The sequence below is a fragment of the Paenibacillus sp. T2-29 genome, assembly GCF_052921365.1.
In genome coordinates, this window is the sequence record NZ_JBREVE010000010.1 from 195,399 (window position 1) to 210,955 (window position 15,557).

At 46.8% G+C, this 15,557-nt stretch carries 12 protein-coding genes and 15 tRNA genes; 5 read left to right on the top strand and 22 right to left on the bottom strand.

Going from position 1 to position 15,557, the window contains the following annotated elements; all coding sequences use genetic code 11:
- Window positions 1-28: 28 nt before the first annotated feature.
- Window positions 29-502, bottom strand: coding sequence for a GNAT family N-acetyltransferase (locus tag ACU1JV_RS23020; protein ID WP_052452879.1), 474 nt, complete (start codon window positions 500-502; stop codon window positions 29-31).
- A gap of 143 nt (window positions 503-645) precedes the next feature.
- Between ACU1JV_RS23020 and ACU1JV_RS23025 the strand changes: the two genes are divergently transcribed.
- Together ACU1JV_RS23025 and ACU1JV_RS23030 are read left to right on the top strand one after the other, a co-directional pair.
- Window positions 646-1,614 (top strand): hypothetical protein, encoded by a 969-nt coding sequence (locus ACU1JV_RS23025; RefSeq protein WP_040102278.1) that lies wholly within the window; start codon window positions 646-648, stop codon window positions 1,612-1,614.
- Window positions 1,615-1,889: 275 nt separating this feature from the next.
- Window positions 1,890-2,846, top strand: a complete 957-nt coding sequence (locus tag ACU1JV_RS23030; protein ID WP_413987409.1) for an ArsR/SmtB family transcription factor — start codon at window positions 1,890-1,892, stop codon at window positions 2,844-2,846.
- A gap of 121 nt (window positions 2,847-2,967) precedes the next feature.
- Here the strand turns inward: ACU1JV_RS23030 and ACU1JV_RS23035 are convergent, their stop codons facing one another.
- From ACU1JV_RS23035 to ACU1JV_RS23050, 4 genes are all read right to left on the bottom strand, one after another.
- The gene (locus ACU1JV_RS23035) at window positions 2,968-4,020 is read right to left on the bottom strand and encodes a lactonase family protein (RefSeq protein WP_413987408.1); all 1,053 of its coding nucleotides are present in this window, start codon (window positions 4,018-4,020) and stop codon (window positions 2,968-2,970) included.
- A 224-nt stretch (window positions 4,021-4,244) separates the two neighbouring features.
- Window positions 4,245-5,447 (bottom strand): MFS transporter, encoded by a 1,203-nt coding sequence (locus tag ACU1JV_RS23040; RefSeq protein ID WP_013369125.1) that lies wholly within the window; start codon window positions 5,445-5,447, stop codon window positions 4,245-4,247.
- Window positions 5,448-5,593: 146 nt separating this feature from the next.
- Complete coding sequence (locus ACU1JV_RS23045) at window positions 5,594-6,112, bottom strand: GyrI-like domain-containing protein (protein ID WP_058711009.1); 519 nt, start codon at window positions 6,110-6,112, stop codon at window positions 5,594-5,596.
- Between the two features lie 47 nt (window positions 6,113-6,159).
- The gene (locus tag ACU1JV_RS23050; RefSeq protein ID WP_413987407.1) at window positions 6,160-6,921 is read right to left on the bottom strand and encodes an AAA family ATPase; all 762 of its coding nucleotides are present in this window, start codon (window positions 6,919-6,921) and stop codon (window positions 6,160-6,162) included.
- Window positions 6,922-7,132: 211 nt separating this feature from the next.
- Here ACU1JV_RS23050 and mprF point away from each other — a divergent pair, with 211 nt between their 5' ends.
- The gene (gene mprF / locus ACU1JV_RS23055) at window positions 7,133-9,775 is read left to right on the top strand and encodes a bifunctional lysylphosphatidylglycerol flippase/synthetase MprF (protein WP_413987406.1); all 2,643 of its coding nucleotides are present in this window, start codon (window positions 7,133-7,135) and stop codon (window positions 9,773-9,775) included.
- A 105-nt stretch (window positions 9,776-9,880) separates the two neighbouring features.
- On the opposite strand, the gene ACU1JV_RS23060 is transcribed toward mprF, so the two are convergent.
- Complete coding sequence (locus ACU1JV_RS23060; RefSeq protein WP_013369121.1) at window positions 9,881-10,507, bottom strand: nitroreductase family protein; 627 nt, start codon at window positions 10,505-10,507, stop codon at window positions 9,881-9,883.
- Window positions 10,508-10,737: 230 nt separating this feature from the next.
- Here ACU1JV_RS23060 and ACU1JV_RS23065 point away from each other — a divergent pair, with 230 nt between their 5' ends.
- Together ACU1JV_RS23065 and ACU1JV_RS23070 are read left to right on the top strand one after the other, a co-directional pair.
- Window positions 10,738-11,214: a disulfide oxidoreductase gene (locus tag ACU1JV_RS23065; RefSeq protein ID WP_058711011.1), complete on the top strand. Its 477-nt coding sequence runs from the start codon at window positions 10,738-10,740 to the stop codon at window positions 11,212-11,214.
- A 164-nt stretch (window positions 11,215-11,378) separates the two neighbouring features.
- On the top strand, window positions 11,379-11,876 hold the full coding sequence (locus ACU1JV_RS23070; protein WP_040102282.1) for a CcdC family protein: 498 nt from the start codon (window positions 11,379-11,381) through the stop codon (window positions 11,874-11,876).
- A gap of 230 nt (window positions 11,877-12,106) precedes the next feature.
- On the opposite strand, the gene ACU1JV_RS23075 is transcribed toward ACU1JV_RS23070, so the two are convergent.
- The 16 genes from ACU1JV_RS23075 to ACU1JV_RS23150 all read right to left on the bottom strand — a co-directional run bounded on the left by ACU1JV_RS23075 (window position 12,107) and on the right by ACU1JV_RS23150 (window position 15,539).
- On the bottom strand, window positions 12,107-13,069 hold the full coding sequence (locus ACU1JV_RS23075) for a glycoside hydrolase family 26 protein (protein WP_090737175.1): 963 nt from the start codon (window positions 13,067-13,069) through the stop codon (window positions 12,107-12,109).
- A gap of 1,047 nt (window positions 13,070-14,116) precedes the next feature.
- A tRNA-Gly gene (locus ACU1JV_RS23080) sits at window positions 14,117-14,187 on the bottom strand.
- Between the two features lie 7 nt (window positions 14,188-14,194).
- Window positions 14,195-14,271 (bottom strand) — tRNA-Pro (locus ACU1JV_RS23085).
- Window positions 14,272-14,278: 7 nt separating this feature from the next.
- Window positions 14,279-14,358, bottom strand: a tRNA-Leu gene (locus ACU1JV_RS23090).
- 12 nt (window positions 14,359-14,370) lie between these two features.
- A tRNA-Arg gene (locus ACU1JV_RS23095) sits at window positions 14,371-14,447 on the bottom strand.
- A gap of 5 nt (window positions 14,448-14,452) precedes the next feature.
- Window positions 14,453-14,527: transfer RNA gene (locus ACU1JV_RS23100), tRNA-Gly, on the bottom strand.
- Between the two features lie 10 nt (window positions 14,528-14,537).
- Window positions 14,538-14,618: transfer RNA gene (locus tag ACU1JV_RS23105), tRNA-Leu, on the bottom strand.
- 12 nt (window positions 14,619-14,630) lie between these two features.
- Window positions 14,631-14,706 (bottom strand) — tRNA-Lys (locus tag ACU1JV_RS23110).
- 4 nt (window positions 14,707-14,710) lie between these two features.
- Window positions 14,711-14,785 (bottom strand) — tRNA-Gln (locus ACU1JV_RS23115).
- A 102-nt stretch (window positions 14,786-14,887) separates the two neighbouring features.
- Window positions 14,888-14,973 (bottom strand) — tRNA-Tyr (locus ACU1JV_RS23120).
- 4 nt (window positions 14,974-14,977) lie between these two features.
- Window positions 14,978-15,053 (bottom strand) — tRNA-Thr (locus ACU1JV_RS23125).
- A 13-nt stretch (window positions 15,054-15,066) separates the two neighbouring features.
- Window positions 15,067-15,143: transfer RNA gene (locus tag ACU1JV_RS23130), tRNA-Asp, on the bottom strand.
- A 25-nt stretch (window positions 15,144-15,168) separates the two neighbouring features.
- Window positions 15,169-15,242 (bottom strand) — tRNA-Met (locus ACU1JV_RS23135).
- A 29-nt stretch (window positions 15,243-15,271) separates the two neighbouring features.
- Window positions 15,272-15,347: transfer RNA gene (locus ACU1JV_RS23140), tRNA-Val, on the bottom strand.
- A 9-nt stretch (window positions 15,348-15,356) separates the two neighbouring features.
- Window positions 15,357-15,428 (bottom strand) — tRNA-Glu (locus ACU1JV_RS23145).
- A 19-nt stretch (window positions 15,429-15,447) separates the two neighbouring features.
- Window positions 15,448-15,539 (bottom strand) — tRNA-Ser (locus ACU1JV_RS23150).
- Window positions 15,540-15,557 lie beyond the last annotated feature (18 nt).

Here is a 15,557-nt window from a genome sequence, read left to right on the forward strand (position 1 = left end):
CCAGCTCAAACTCGTGCAGGATTTCAGCTTACAGTCCTCCCGGCTGTCGCCAATACATCCCTTCCGACCTTGGACTGACTAGTTGGAAGCCGAACTGCGCATATAACCGGTCGGCTGGCTTATCCGCAATCAGCGTTGCAAAGCTGCCCGTCGGAACCTCCCGTTTCAAATACTCCATAATCTCTTCCATAAGCTTACGTCCATAGCCCTTCCCCTGATGGGAAGGCTTGACTGCAATATCCGTAACCAGAAAAAACACACCGCCATCACCGCTCACCCGGCCCATCCCGATCAATTCCTGTTCAAGCCGTAGCGTTACAGCAAATAGACTGTTCGGCAAGCCCTTAGCTGCCGCTTCTTCCGTAATTTGCGACAAACCAGCCTCCTTGCGTAAAGCCCGATATTCCTCGACGGCTGGAATGGCGTAATCTACGCGAAGCAGCTCGTACGGTTGATTCGATGTCTCATGATGTTCTGTTGCAAAATCTATATTTTTATTCATGCCGAATCTCCCTTCCTGCTGTAATCTTGTCTATTTTACCAAAAAATACTTCATAGTTCTTGGTTTAAAGATATACAAGCCCTTGAAATGCCTGCGTGGTCTGTGCAATAGTGTAGAAAGAACAATGGAAGGAGGGATTGCGGGTGTCCCCGACGGACTTCGCGGCATTAGCCGCATATATCTCACCCGGTCTGATCGCCTTCCTGCTGGCGTTATCCTTGCTGGTATGGCTGTATGTTCACAGTGCAGCCCAGCTTCGGAATTCGCGTCAGCAGCGGCTCGAAGAATTACAGGAATCACTGCGTATCTATGGGCGGTTAGCTGGTTATCTCCAGACTGCTACCCAGAACGCGATCAACAACAGCGAAAAGCAGCAGCACCAGCATGGACTAATCCATGCTCTTCAGGAGGCTAAGGCCGCCCCCTATTTGACCCCTCACCTTCAAGAGCAGGTTCAAGCATCCCTTCGGGAATGTGATCCATTCCGCCGGGAATTGCTTCTCAAATCACTGGAGCGTGAAATGAACAAACTGATCGAGGAACGGCGACTTGTTCTGCTGGAATCCCATGCTCCAGGCTGGGGAACAGCATTATGGAAGCTATTGCGACCAGCGGCCGGTCCGCTGACGCTGGCGGGAATCGTCTGGTTGACCTCAAGACTGGTTGTGGAACTGATGACTTACAGTCATGTCGATGTTAGTCTACCCGACACCACACAATCTGTATCATGGCTTATAGGGTATGCATGGATAAGGTTCGTTTCTGGCTTGATCGCCTTGCTGTATGTCTATCGTCTGATGACCCTGCGTAGACAAAATGATCTGGACGTGACGGCATCCCATTTCCCAACAAGCCTGTTATGTATGGTCATTGCCGTTGTCGCCCTGTTTCAGTGGCTTGGGCCAGAAGCATCTCCCTACATACTGGCTGCACAGCTTGTGCTGTTCTTGATTGGCTTCCGACTTACCCGAGGCCGCTCGCGAAGTGATCGTCCTTATGTAGGTCATCCCGGCTTGATGAAGGCCGATGCTTCGCAGCATCAGGAATTACACGCAACTGACAAAGATACAACCGCCGATTCTTCTTTGGCTGATGAACATATGCGGTCCTAAACACCCGTTGCGCCTGAAATTAGATCCCGTATACATCCCGCAAATCACATACCATCACAGGACATCCCAACACACAAAGAAAGAGTTTATGGGGTGTCCTGTTTTTTGAACAATTTTTGGCTTTTTACGGGGTTAGGCTTGTGCCAGCGATCAAGGAAAGGGTATATTGTTTATATAAATGTAAATCATATCGTTTTATATGTATGAATATTGAAAAAAATCCATATATGTTAAACTACCATCAATTTATGATGCGCGTTAGAATTGGAGGAACTATGCAACTGGACATTTCTGAAAAATCACTTCCCGTTTATGAAGCGCTGGCCAGTGAGGTTCGGCTGAACATGATTGTTCTGCTTGCGGAGAAGCCTATGAATATACGTGAGCTGGCGGAAGCCCTGGGACTCAGTAGTGCGATTATGACCATGCATGTTAAGAAACTGGAGAGAGCATCCATTATTTCGACTAAAATGCTGCCCGGACGAGGCGGGGTTCAGAAGGTATGCTCATTGGCTACGGACAAAATTGAAATCGCCATGCCACGCTATCAGCAGGATATACGGCAATTTCATCAGACGGAGATTTCCGTCGGACACTTTACAGATTTTGAAATTCAGGCAACCTGCGGCCTAGCTACCGTCGAAAAGATTATCGGAGAATTCGATGAGCCTCGTTCATTCTTAGACCCTGAGCGCTTCAATTCCAAAATTCTGTGGTTTAGCCAAGGGTATATGGATTATAAAGTGCCGAATTTCCTATTGTCCAGTCAAAAAGCTGAGGAACTGGAAATTTCGATGGAATTATCATCGGAGGCCCCTTTTACCAATGATAATTGGCCTTCAGACATCACGTTTTTTCTAAATGATGTGAATTTGGGCACTTGGACCAGCCCGGGGGATTTCGGTGATAATCGTGGTAAATATACACCTTCATGGTGGCCTGATTTTATCAATCAATATGGTCTGCTTAAGAGACTTCGCGTGACGTCTGAAGGTACCTTTATGGATGGCAAGCAGATATCCGATGTGACCCTAAGCGACGTGCTGATTGATCAGAAGCAATGGAAATTCCGTATTGCCATTTTGGATGATGCCCAGCATATTGGCGGGGTAACCCTGTTCGGTACTGGATTTGGTAACTACAACCAGGATATCCTGTTCCGCTTGTACTACAAACCTGCCGAAAACCATACCAAAACAGCAACGGTAGAAGCTGGCGATAGCAGCAAGTAATAATTAGACCCCTTCAAAACCTGAACACGGCGTTTTGCCCATGCCTTTCTTGGGAGACAAAGCGCCGTGTTTTACTTTCTCATCCTCTTTTACCGGCCCCTTTTTGCCATGCGCTGTGTAATTAGCGTACAGGTTCAATACAAACTGGTGAAGGAACCTCCAATACATATCCCGTTCGGGTCAACCGTCCATCATCCCCATGGATAGCAAAGGATACGACGTTGTTTCCCTCTTGATTCGCCACTAGCAAATAACCAGACAAGATGTTGAAGTTACGCGGCGTACTGCCGAAAGTCTCGACCCATTCAATCGTCTTCAGCTTGCCGCTGTCTAGATCGACATGGTAGAGTACGATGCTGTCATGTCCTCGATTGGATACATACAGAAAACGTCCACAGGGTGTAATCCGAATATCCGCTGCTGTATTTTCTACATCTATAATGCCTTCTGGTAGTGTGGACAGACTTTGCAGCAAGGTAAGCTTACCATTACGTTCGTTATAACCAAACACAGCAACGGTATTATTCAATTCATTGGCGACAAAGGCATATCGTCCCGAGGGATGAAAAACCAGATGACGTGGGCCGGAACCAGGTGACAAATCTGTCTCACGGTGGGTCACCAGTTTTCCATCCTCGGTCAAACGATATACTATAATCTGATCCAGCCCCAGATCACATACCATGGCATACTGTCCTGAAGGATCAGGAATAATCGAGTGTGGATGTGGCGCATCCTGGCGGTCCTGACGAATCCCTGACCCCGTGTGCTGAACCTGCCCCGACATGTCTCCCAATCCTCCTGCTTCTGTCGCAGGGAATACAACGGCATTGCCCCCAGAATAGTTAGAAGCCAGCACATATCGTCCATCTGTTGTTACGGATACATAGCAAGTATGTGCGCCCTCCGTTCCTTTTCGATCCAAAGGATGCAATTCCCCCGTTTGGGTGTTCACCTGATACGTGTACAGTTCGCCTGGTTCTGTTTCACTGGCAGCATACAACTCCGCCCCATTCGGATGCAGTGCCAGAAAAGAAGGTCTCTCGATTCCTTCCATACCTCCAACCATACGCAAATCACCATTGTCCGTATGCAAAGCTCCTATATAAATTCCTCTTTCCTCACGAGACGCATAAGTTCCTATATAAAATAACTGCTCATTCCGCTCTTTCATCCGATCTCAGCTCCTTTTAGCGTATTCCTCACAAGTTATCCGACTTTTAAGTTCTACTTTCTAACTGGTTATAAACTTATCATGCATTATTACCCAAGATTCTGCCGTTTCATTAACATTTGGCTATGTATGCAAAAAAATAGCCTCTTCCGCTGTAATCTGTAGTAGTTCATAAGAACGCCACAGTTCACACCAAAAGAGACTATTTTACAGAAAAAACAACATTAAACCGCTGTGGATTGCGTATCTCTGCTTTTCCATTTTACAGCCAGCCCTAAACTAAGCATGAGAATGACCGCCCCAAAAATGTACGGCAAATTGATATGCACCTCAAACAGTGTACCGGCGAGCGCAGGTCCCAGGATATTACCAATACTCATATAAGCATTGTTCATCCCGGCTGCAACTCCCTGCTCATCCCCTGCCATTTTGGATAAAGCAGTATTAATGGCTGGTCGCAGCAACGACGTAGCGGTAAAGAAGATAAGCGATACTCCGAGTACATAATAGAAGTTCCCTGAGAGCAACATAAGCACAAGGGAAATCGCGGAAAACAGAAAAGAACCGATAATCACACCTTTTTCACCAAAACGGTTCAACATCGGACTAATGACCACAGCTTGAATTATAGTTCCGACCAACGCACCTACGGTAATAATGATAGCAATATCACGTTCATTGTAATGAAACTTGCCTGTTACAAAGAACGGAAACATCGTTTCAAAATGCGTCAGGCCAAAGGTTAACGTGAATATCATAATCAACAGCATAAAGTACGGCTTGCGGAAAGACAGCGCAAACTGTTTAATCACATTGTCCCGTTTCACCTTAACATTTCGAAACTTCAACTGCTTCTCCAACGACAAGGTTTCGGGCAGTAAAATCAATGAAATCAGTGCCGCTAAACCTGATACCGCTGCCGAAACGTATAAGGGTGTACGAAGCGAGATATCTGCCAGCAAACCACCTACACCAGGACCGATCACAAAACCAAGCGACATAGCGGCCCCCAACAGCCCCATTCCTCTGCCTCGGTTATGGACTGTTGTGATGTCGGCAATATAAGCCATCATTGGAGGGATCATAAATGCCGCTCCTGCGCCTCCAAGCAAACGGGAAATATACAGCATGGTCAATGAGTGTCCAATTGCAAACAATACAGAAGACACCGTCATGATGACCAAACCGATAATAATCATTTTTTTACGTCCGTATTTATCGGACCATTCCCCCGCTAACGGCGAAAATATAAACTGGGTCAAGCCAAACACGGCAACCAGATAGCCTCCCGTTTCACCACTGCCTCCCAAGGAACCCATGAACTTGGGGAGGATCGGAATAATGAGTCCAATTCCCAGCATGGCAATAAACATATTAATCATCAAAATGACGAGCGGCCCCATTTTCAATTGTTGTGAATCCGACATGTTGCGTTTTGTCCTCCTCAGGTTCTTTATTTCGTATACGAAATTCTTATTTTGCAACCATTTCAGCAAAACTCTTCATTATATTAATAGAGTGGGAGGCAAATAACAATCATAAAATACTTCCGATACCCCTGAATGTTACTCCTTTATTTTTGTACAATAGCGATCGCAATATCATAATCAAATTTCTGAATTTCTGCGGATGGAATATCAAAAGGGTTCACCGGCTTCAGTCGATTCGACTCGATCCAATATACCCCCTCTGTCGTATTACGCTCATAGCCATTACGATCCAACCAAGCAAATAGATCATCATAAATCGTATTCAATCGTTCCCGATCTCCCTGAAAACGGGTCACTGCATACTCTCCTTCGGGCACCTCGATGCGTTCAAGACTATCCGGTACTTCATTCCACGAGGACACTTTAACGCCCACCTTGACCGCAGTACTTCCGTTCTCCTCAACAACTGTCCATTGGGGAGTTAACACATAGCCCATATCCGCGTCCAGACGACCTGAGTGGTTCTCTGGGACGTTCTGTTGCACTTGTTGCCACTGTCTGCGTACCTCATCACCCAATTCGGCAAAAGGGGCTCGCGCAGTCAGCGCTGCTACCTTGAAAGCCGATATCCGCTGAATAACTACATCGAGATTTGAACTCATACGGTTTCCTCCTCATCAAAGTGGATACTACCAAACTTACTATATGCTTATGGTGAATCTTCGAATAGCTCCTGCAATAACCTTTCCTTGTTATTCAGAAATTGTTTGGTAATGATATAATGATCGGTTTCCTCCAGCGTCCGTGTGTCGATCCCTTCATGTGTCAGATGATACAGGACCGAATCTGGATAAGACATCAAGATGGGGGAATGGGTAGAAATGATAAACTGTGATCCCTGTTGCACAAGCTCATGAATCCGGGCAAGCATGGCCATCTGACGCAAAGGCGATAGCGCTGCCTCTGGCTCATCCAAAATATACAATCCTTGTCCCCCAAACCGGTGCACAAATGCAGCAAAAAAAGACTCGCCATGCGATTGCTCATGCAGCGACTTCCCCCCGTACGAATCTCGAATAGGTCGCCCTCCTCCTTCTCGATCCAGCTCGTCGATATGAGTCGCCACATTATAGTAGCTCTCCGCCCGGAAAAAGAAGCCATCCCTCGGCTTTTCGATCCCTCTCACCAACCGGATATGCTCATGCAGCGCGGAATGCGTGGCTTGTGTAGAAAAGTTGAAATTTTTAGTGCCACCCTCTGGATTAAAGCCCCACGCGACCGCGATTGCCTCCATAAGCGTCGATTTACCTACGCCGTTTTCTCCAACAATATAGGTAACGGAAGGATGGAATTTGAGTTCATTCCACTGTTGAAGAGCCTTTAAGTTAAAAGGGTATTGGCTCCTGTCAGCATCTGGAGGCCACAATAGCTCCAATCGACGTATAAAAAGATTCCGATCCCATATACTCATGTTCAGTCAGCTCCATTGCCAAGCAATTTACTAGGTATTCCATCATTATATTGGAATTATTTACAGCAATCAATCTGAACTCCCATTTCGTAACCCTTCTGTTGTTATTCAAGCTATTATTACAGGTATAATATAACGAAGCCTTTTATTTGGGCAGGAAGTTTTCGCGCATTATCAGTCTCAATCTTATCCTTTTCAAGCAGGTGAATCTATGAATTCAAATCACAAACCGTTCCAATCCTTTAAAATCGTACAGTATATGATGACCATCTACAGGCAGCGATTGACGCGTATTTTACTGCCGCTGGCTGTACTGGCTTTTATTATATGGGAGGCTGGACGAGAGCTAAAAGACTTTAATCTGGCACGGATGCTTCATGAGCTACGGCGAATGGACGCCACGTTTCTCATCGAAATTGGCTTGTTCTCCGTGGTAGCCGTGGCTGCTATGAGTGCTTACGATTATGTAATCAGGCATCATTTCAAGCTTCAAGTCAAGCCTGGAACGACATTCCGATACGCCTGGATATCCAATACCTTCAATAATGTCTTCGGCTTTGCAGGCTTTACGGGAGCTGGACTGCGCACTGTGCTGTATAAAAAGAGCGGTGTGCCATTGGGTGTCATTACCTCGGCAGTCGTATTTCTTTCGCCTGTCGTCATTACCGGACTATCTTTGCTAGCTTGGGGTGCTATTGTCCATCTGTATCCGGTGCAGCCTGTGCTGGATGCTCACCCATGGCTTCATTGGGCGCTATGGGGAATGGCACTTTACCTGCCTCTATTTCTGATCATGCAGCGCTCCAAAAGGTATGCCACATGGTTCAACAAGGGAGAAGGACAGCTCTCCTGGTTCACCATCTCTGCCTCCATTGGCGCCTCTCTGCTGGAATGGCTGCTGGCTGGTCTTACCTTTGCATGGATCGGCTCGCACTTGCTCCATGAGCTGCCGCTCCATGCTGTGTTCGGTATTTATGTAATAGCCGCAATTGCGGGGTTAATCAGTCTTGCACCCGGAGGAGTCGGTGCATTCGATATTATCGCCCTGCTCGGGCTGCAAATGGCAGGAGCCAACTCGGACCGGGCGCTGGCTGTGCTGCTGGTCTTTCGCGTCTTTTATTACATCATTCCGTGGCTCATCGGCTTGGTATTAGCCGCGCTGGAAATGATTCCGCGTAATGAGCGCCTGAGCCAGCTCGCTGAGACAGGCTGGGATTACTCCCTTAATGCCTGGCAGAAGGTATGGGGCTGGCCTGGTCAATTCCGGTTTTTGGCCGATCTGGGGGTATGGGCGCTTGGGAAACTGGTACTCATCTCCGGCGTGGTGCTTCTGTTGTCGGCCGCTACGCCTGGTCTGCTGTATAGGCTCCGTTTTGCTGAACATTTGCTCAGCCTGCCCGTTATGCGCTTATCGCACGAAATCTCGGTCATCATCGGAATTATGCTTGTCGTTCTGTCCCACGGAATCTCTCTGCGTATTCGCAGAGCATTGCGGCTGACCTTGATACTTCTGCTGACAGGAGCCATTTTCACCTTCACTAAAGGTCTGGATTTTGAAGAAGCCTTTTTCCTGCTGTTCGTGGCAGTAATGCTGTGGATTTCGCGTTCACGGTTTTATCGGGTCAGTGCGCCGCTGAATCGGCACAACATTTTAATATGGGGCGGATTATCTCTACTCGTAACCGGCGCTTATTTTATGATCGGGGCAGGCTCCAATACACCATTTATGCGTCATATACATGCCAAGGTCCATCTGGACTTTTTTATGAACCGTAGCGATTACGGAGTTACAGCCGTATTTAGTTTGATTTTGGCATGGGTATTCCTGACGGTGTATTTCTTTCTTCGTCCTCAGCGTAGCATCAGCAATCTACCCGACGCACAGGAGCTGGTTAAGCTAAAAGAATTTTTGGAACGACAGGGTGGTAACCTCGTTTCTCATATGCTTTTTCTGGGCGATAAATATCTGTATTGGACCAAGGACGAACAGGTGGTTCTCCCCTATGCTCGCAGCCGGGACAAACTGATTGTATTAGGTGACCCTCTCGGTCCAAAAGAACGTGTGAGTGAAGCCATTCAGGAATTCCAACGGTTCGCGGATCGATATGCATTGACGGCTGTATTTTACCAAGCATCACCGGAATATTTGTCCATCTATCACGAGAACGGCTATCGCTTTTTTAAATTGGGCGAGGAGGCGCTCGTGCCGCTGGAGTCCTTTACACTAACGGGCAAAAGCAATCAGGCGCTGCGCAGCGCCAAAAATCGCTTTGACCGCGAAGGCTATTCATTCGAAATGGTCCAGCCGCCTCTAGAGGCGTCATTGATTGAGGAGATGCGTCATATTTCGGATATTTGGCTGGATGGGCGCAAGGAGAAGGGATATTCTCTCGGCTGGTTCAAAGAATCTTACCTTCAGTTAGCTCCAATTGCATTGCTTAGAGACTCCGAAGGGAAGGTCATTGCTTTCGCCACGATGGCCCCTGCTTATGATCATGGACAGACGGTCTCTATCGACCTGATGCGTCACCTGCCCGACACACCCAATGGAACGATGGATTACTTATTCACACGGGTCATCGAGTGGGCCAAGGAAAGTGGATATACGACATTTAACCTGGGCATGGCCCCGCTGTCCCAGGTAGGACAAAGCGAAAAGGCATTGCGCGAGGAAAAGCTGGCTCGACTCGTTTTTCAATACGGGGGGCATTTTTACGGCTTCCAGGGGCTTCGACGCTTTAAGGATAAATTCAAGCCGCAGTGGGAGCCGCGCTATCTGGCCTATCCCGCTTCTGTTTTTCTGCCGATCCTGACGCTGGAGCTGGTATATCTCGTGTCCAAACGCTCGGACTAAACAAGGTACGATACAAAAGGATTTTGACAGTTTAAAACGACGTAAAAAAGGGTGTTCCCCACCACAAATGGTTGTAGGGACACCCTTTTATATTCACTATTCTTCTTAGAAGCTGCCTTTTACAACAACGTCAGACAGTGGGAAACGTCCTGATGGACGTGCTGGTACTTGTGCCTTACCTACACTAATGAGCATGGTTGGCAGGTATCGTGCTGGAATATTGAATTGCTCGATCAATTGTGCTGGAATAAATCCGCCCATTGCGCAAGTATCGTAGCCCAAAGATTTAGCAGCCAGCATAATGTTTTGTGCTGCAAGAGCAGAGTTCAGGATCGCTGCATCGCGAGCTACCTGCGGGTTTTGATAAGCGCCATTGATTTGACCTACCAATGCGTCACGGATTTCCGCTGGCAATGCGCCTGCTTCTACCGCTTGATCATAAATGACAGCATTGCGGTTGGCTTCCAAATCACCCAGTACGGCAATCGTAACAGAGCTCTCTGCTACTTGACCTTGGTTGTAGGCGATAGGCAGCAATTTTTGTTTGTCCGCTTCACTTTCGATAACAAGGAATTTCCAATGTTGAAGGTTCCAAGCGGAAGGAGCTTCTACCGCGGCAGTCAAGATAGCTTCCAGATCTTCCTCTGGCATTTTAAAATCCTTTACATAGCTTTTTACCGCGTGTCTTTCACTAATAACAGATAAGGTTTCATTTTTCCGGCTGCTCGACATTCTGGGCACACTCCTAATTTCTTAATATATATCTTGAATCTTTATTAACTTCCCAAACTACTGCAATTATAAAAATGATAGTGAATGATGTCAATATGTTTAAGTATGACCCCGCACTCAAAATACAGTACAATATGGATAAAGACATGCATATCGGCAAATGCCTGCCGATGGGACAAGACACGATGAGTTCATACTGTTCTCATTTGAATTTAAAAAGGAGCGTTACTATGATCGGATCGTTTAAAAAAACGGATATTGCTTTATTTGCCGCCTGGGTAGTAGCTTGTGTGGCGACATTGGGCAGTCTGTATCTCAGCGAGATCTTGGGATATGAGCCTTGTAAGCTGTGCTGGTTTCAGCGCATTCTAATGTATCCCCTGACCCTTCTGCTCGGAATCGCATATTTTCGAGGCGATACGAAAATACGTGTTTACGTTATGCCATTAGCTGTCATCGGTGGTGCGATTTCGGCCTATCATTTTATTATTCAGCGCATCCATGCAGCCGCCAAAGCAGCCACACAAACTTCAACGGCCTGCGGCAGAGTATCCTGTGAACAGGATTACCTGAACTGGTTGGATTTCATCACCATTCCGTTGCTCGCACTCATTGCTTTTATCCTTATTATTGCAGCGATGGTTTATATCATGCGCCAAGAGAAAAAATCAACCGCAGGTGAGGTACAAGCACAAGAACTCGCATAAGATGAAAGAGACCCGATTATAGGGCCGGTTACCACCAAAAGGCGTATAATCCGCTTGCCGGAGGAAAGACTGTAACTAAATATATCCATTGCATATGTGCTATAATGTAAAAGGTTTGCAGTCTGCCCAATAACGCTTATATTCCTTATAGAGGGGGCCAGTCCATGTTTCATATCAGCACCCCATTGCTGCAATATGGCGCAACTTTCGGTATGATCTTAATCGCTATATCGGCTATTTTCATCCGTATGAAGACAGGTCATCGCCCGATTAATGCCAAAAAAATCATCATTCCTCCGCTCGGCATGAGCACTGGCTTTATGATGTTTGTGGTGCCAGAAGTACGGGTTCCCTGGCTTTGGGCGCTGGGCGCTTTTCTGATCGGCTGGTTTATTTTTTCCTACCCGTTGATCCGCAGCACCAAATTTGAGTTACAAGAAGGGCTGGTTTTCGTGCAACGCTCGCGCACCTTCTTTTTTATCCTGATCAGCCTGCTGATCGTCCGATTGCTGCTGCATGAATTTATTCAGCATTACATTACCATCCCGCAAACAGCAGGGCTATTTTTCATACTAGCCTTCGGGACGTTGTTACACTGGCGGCTCCGTATGTATTTTCAATATCGTCAGTTCGTTCCGGATGAGACGGAAGTCCGCATCTGACCAACCGATATTTAACGTGCATACTCGCATGTTGCTGTGTAGACCCAAAAGACCCGTTCTCCTAACAGGAGGTCGTGTCTTTTGGGTCTTTTTAGTCTATCAGGGGCCAATTCATTAAGGTGGTGCTTTTTGTTGTCGTTCTTGAAAACGTCCCACTCTCCCAAGGCTCTGCGGTCAGCTTGGGATTAACGCCTTGATGCCGTGCTGCCTGGACGCCGGGCGCTAGGCACTTACTGGGAGCTCTCCTTTGTAAACAGCACGCTGCCGTTTGTGTTATTCTGCGGGGCATAAGCGCCATCCCAGGTGATAAAGAAGCTTGCTCCAGTGTAGACTTCATTCAGGGCGTTGTTCCAAAGCGAATAATCGAATTCCTTGAGCTGATTATTGTTGCGATCCACATGGTCGCCACCCACGGCTGGTCCAATTTCGCAAAAGCCGTAAGTTTTGCCAAGTCCTTTGATGTCATTGTAAGCCATCTTGATTTCATTGTCATTTGACGGATCATCGCTGTAAGCATCGATGCCAATCCATGTGACATAGCTAGAGCCGGGGTAATAAGCAGCCGCGTTAGCTCCTTTATTTGGGGCATAGACAAAATTGACGTTGGACATACCATTGGTCGTCACGATGTAATTGTACAGATTGATGTACAGGTTCTTATAGTCTGTCGTATTCTTGTTTCCCCACCAGAACCAGCCTCCGTTCATTTCATGGAAGGGTCTGTAGTAAACGGGGGATGAGTTAAACTTTTGCAGACCGGTCACAACATTGTCAACCTGGGCCTTATAATTTTGTAGCCATGCGGGGCTGGACGAATTGATGGATGAAATGTCTGTATTGGCCAAGATATTAAAATCGGAATCAGACATTGGGGCGTTTACATTTCCACCCTGAGGATTGGGCATGTGGGTGGAAACGGTGACAATTTTCCCTAGGTCTTGGATGACGGAGGCGCTATTAGAGGTAATGGAGGCTGCATCGGTGCCCCCCTGGTTCCAGTTCAGCAGATCATAGGAGACAATGTCAGGGTTATAGGTCCAAACAGGGCTGGTGTTTACACTTCCGTCATAACCCAGGAACATGCCTGTATAGTTGATATTGCTCTCCGCGCCTGCCGTCATTGGTAGCGAGAATAATAGTGCAGCCCCGGTCAGGGCGCTGATCAAGCTCTTCGTTTTCTTGAATGAATTCATATTGGTTATCCTCCTAATGTTTATATCTTGCTGCTTGTAATCGTAAGGCTTATGGTCAATCACTTCATCCAGCAACTTTTATCATTCTTTTTGTCCATAACATAACCTCCGTTTTTCCTCAATTCTGAGTTCCGTAATGAGTCTTTTTTCTAGTACACCCCTCCTGTTCAATAAGACAATTCTGATTCGCAACCTACATATTTTTCGTTTTAGCGAGTTGATCTCCATTTGCCTAAAGGAATACACTTTTGTGACCCTCAATTATATCGACATCAAGGGAAAAGGTTGAAATAGTTCTATTAGATCAAAAAATAATTCATATAACAATAAACAAACAACCTTCGCAAAGTGTGGTAGAGACTAAGTGTGTAATAAAAGAAATACTTTTATTTCACTCTTGTGAATTCAGATTCAAATTATTGCTATTTTTGGACTATGTAGAAGATTCATAATCACACACTTAACGTATCCTGTTATCAGTAGTCTAGAGAATAAACACACGTGCAGAATAGTTAGCAACGGTGGATCACTAGCGTTTATCAGAACTAAACTGATCACTCTGAAAACATAGCGTTTATTTTCTTTAAAATGTTGGCTTGGCACTCATGAAACAAAAAAACCGATATTCGGCCTTTGGGCCAAATTCGGTTTTTAGAGGTGAAACAACCAAACAATCAGGAAATGGTCTAACAAAGCTTGTACTCACCAACTCTATTCAAAGTGGGACGGATCCAAAGAAATCAAATCTTCAGAGAAATCATACAACTACAATCGTGCTATCGAGTTATGAGATTGGAGCTCCGAGCGACTTGAATTAGAAAAGGAGGTTTAAAATAGCGGGGAAACCTAACAGGTCATGTCAGCTTAGTAAGGACGATGAGTAGCCAGTCTGTGTAAATCCATGAAGTATAATAACAATTGCAATTTCAGAACCATCATCGATTTAGACTATAATGTTCTAACTCTTGAGCTTTATTGATTAAGGACACGATGGTTTAAAAGCAAAAAAAGAGATGGCATAAGCCGTCTCTTTTTTCATCTATATAAAGCGGGTGATGGGAATCGAACCCACGCTACCAGCTTGGAAGGCTGGAGTTCTACCATTGAACTACACCCGCAAAAAAATGGTCGGGATGACACGATTTGAACATGCGACCCCCTGGTCCCAAACCAGGTGCTCTACCAAGCTGAGCTACATCCCGAAATAGATGCCGGTGAGAGGACTCGAACCTCCACGGTTTCCCTCACGATTTTGAGTCGCGCGCGTCTGCCAATTCCGCCACACCGGCTTATGAAATTAATGGCGCGCCCTGAGAGATTCGAACTCCCGGCCTTTTGATTCGTAGTCAAACGCTCTATCCAGCTGAGCTAAGGGCGCAAATATGGAGCGGACGACGGGAATCGAACCCGCGACCCTCGCCTTGGCAAGGCGATGCTCTACCGCTGAGCCACGTCCGCAAAAACAATATGCGCGTGGAGGGACTTGAACCCCCACGTCAAAGACGCTAGATCCTAAGTCTAGTGCGTCTGCCAATTCCGCCACACGCGCATACAATGATAATGGTGAGCCATGAAGGACTCGAACCTTCGACACCCTGATTAAAAGTCAGGTGCTCTACCAACTGAGCTAATGGCTCTTAATGGCTGGGGATATAGGATTTGAACCTATGCATGACGGAGTCAAAGTCCGTTGCCTTACCGCTTGGCTAATCCCCATTATGTATTTAACAGGGCGATCAATGGGCCTTGGACCCACGAATGCCGTAGCCACAATTCGGTACGTTAATCCATTCGTCACGACCACCATAATAATAAAACTGGTGGAGGATGATGGATTCGAACCACCGAACCCGTAAGGGAGCAGATTTACAGTCTGATGCGTTTGGCCACTTCGCTAATCCTCCAAAATGGTGCCGGCGAGAGGACTTGAACCCCCAACCTACTGATTACAAGTCAGTTGCTCTACCAGTTGAGCTACACCGGCATATTAAGTTAAATGGCGGAACTGACGGGATTCGAACCCGCGATCTCCTGCGTGACAGGCAGGCATGTTAGGCCTCTACACCACAGTTCCAGAGGCATTTCCATCAGGAAATTAATTGCGGGGGCAGGATTTGAACCTACGACCTTCGGGTTATGAGCCCGACGAGCTACCGAACTGCTCCACCCCGCGACATTGAAGGTACTTCTCAATATTATTAATGGTGGAGGCTGAGGGGATCGAACCCCCGACCCTCTGCTTGTAAGGCAGATGCTCTCCCAGCTGAGCTAAGCCTCCATACTACTATGACCCGTAGGGGATTCGAACCCCTGTTACCTCCGTGAAAGGGAGGTGTCTTAACCCCTTGACCAACGGGCCAAATATCTATTATAAGAGCTGGCGGAGAGAGAGGGATTCGAACCCTCGAGACGCTTTTGGCGCCTACACGATTTCCAATCGTGCTCCTTCGGCCAACTCGGACACCTCTCCATATGGCTCCCCGAACAG

Excerpts from the sequence above, each read along its gene's own strand:
- ACU1JV_RS23065 (WP_058711011.1), top strand. The coding sequence starts at position 10,738 with ATGATCGGATCGTTTAAAAAAACGGATATTGCTTTATTTGCCGCCTGG.
- ACU1JV_RS23075 (WP_090737175.1), bottom strand. The coding sequence starts at position 13,069 with ATGAATTCATTCAAGAAAACGAAGAGCTTGATCAGCGCCCTGACCGGG.
- ACU1JV_RS23045 (WP_058711009.1), bottom strand. The coding sequence starts at position 6,112 with ATGAGTTCAAATCTCGATGTAGTTATTCAGCGGATATCGGCTTTCAAG.
- ACU1JV_RS23050 (WP_413987407.1), bottom strand. The coding sequence starts at position 6,921 with ATGAGTATATGGGATCGGAATCTTTTTATACGTCGATTGGAGCTATTG.
- ACU1JV_RS23035 (WP_413987408.1), bottom strand. The coding sequence starts at position 4,020 with ATGAAAGAGCGGAATGAGCAGTTATTTTATATAGGAACTTATGCGTCT.
- ACU1JV_RS23060 (WP_013369121.1), bottom strand. The coding sequence starts at position 10,507 with ATGTCGAGCAGCCGGAAAAATGAAACCTTATCTGTTATTAGTGAAAGA.
- ACU1JV_RS23070 (WP_040102282.1), top strand. The coding sequence starts at position 11,379 with ATGTTTCATATCAGCACCCCATTGCTGCAATATGGCGCAACTTTCGGT.
- ACU1JV_RS23040 (WP_013369125.1), bottom strand. The coding sequence starts at position 5,447 with ATGTCGGATTCACAACAATTGAAAATGGGGCCGCTCGTCATTTTGATG.
- mprF (WP_413987406.1), top strand. The coding sequence starts at position 7,133 with ATGAATTCAAATCACAAACCGTTCCAATCCTTTAAAATCGTACAGTAT.
- ACU1JV_RS23030 (WP_413987409.1), top strand. The coding sequence starts at position 1,890 with ATGCAACTGGACATTTCTGAAAAATCACTTCCCGTTTATGAAGCGCTG.
- ACU1JV_RS23020 (WP_052452879.1), bottom strand. The coding sequence starts at position 502 with ATGAATAAAAATATAGATTTTGCAACAGAACATCATGAGACATCGAAT.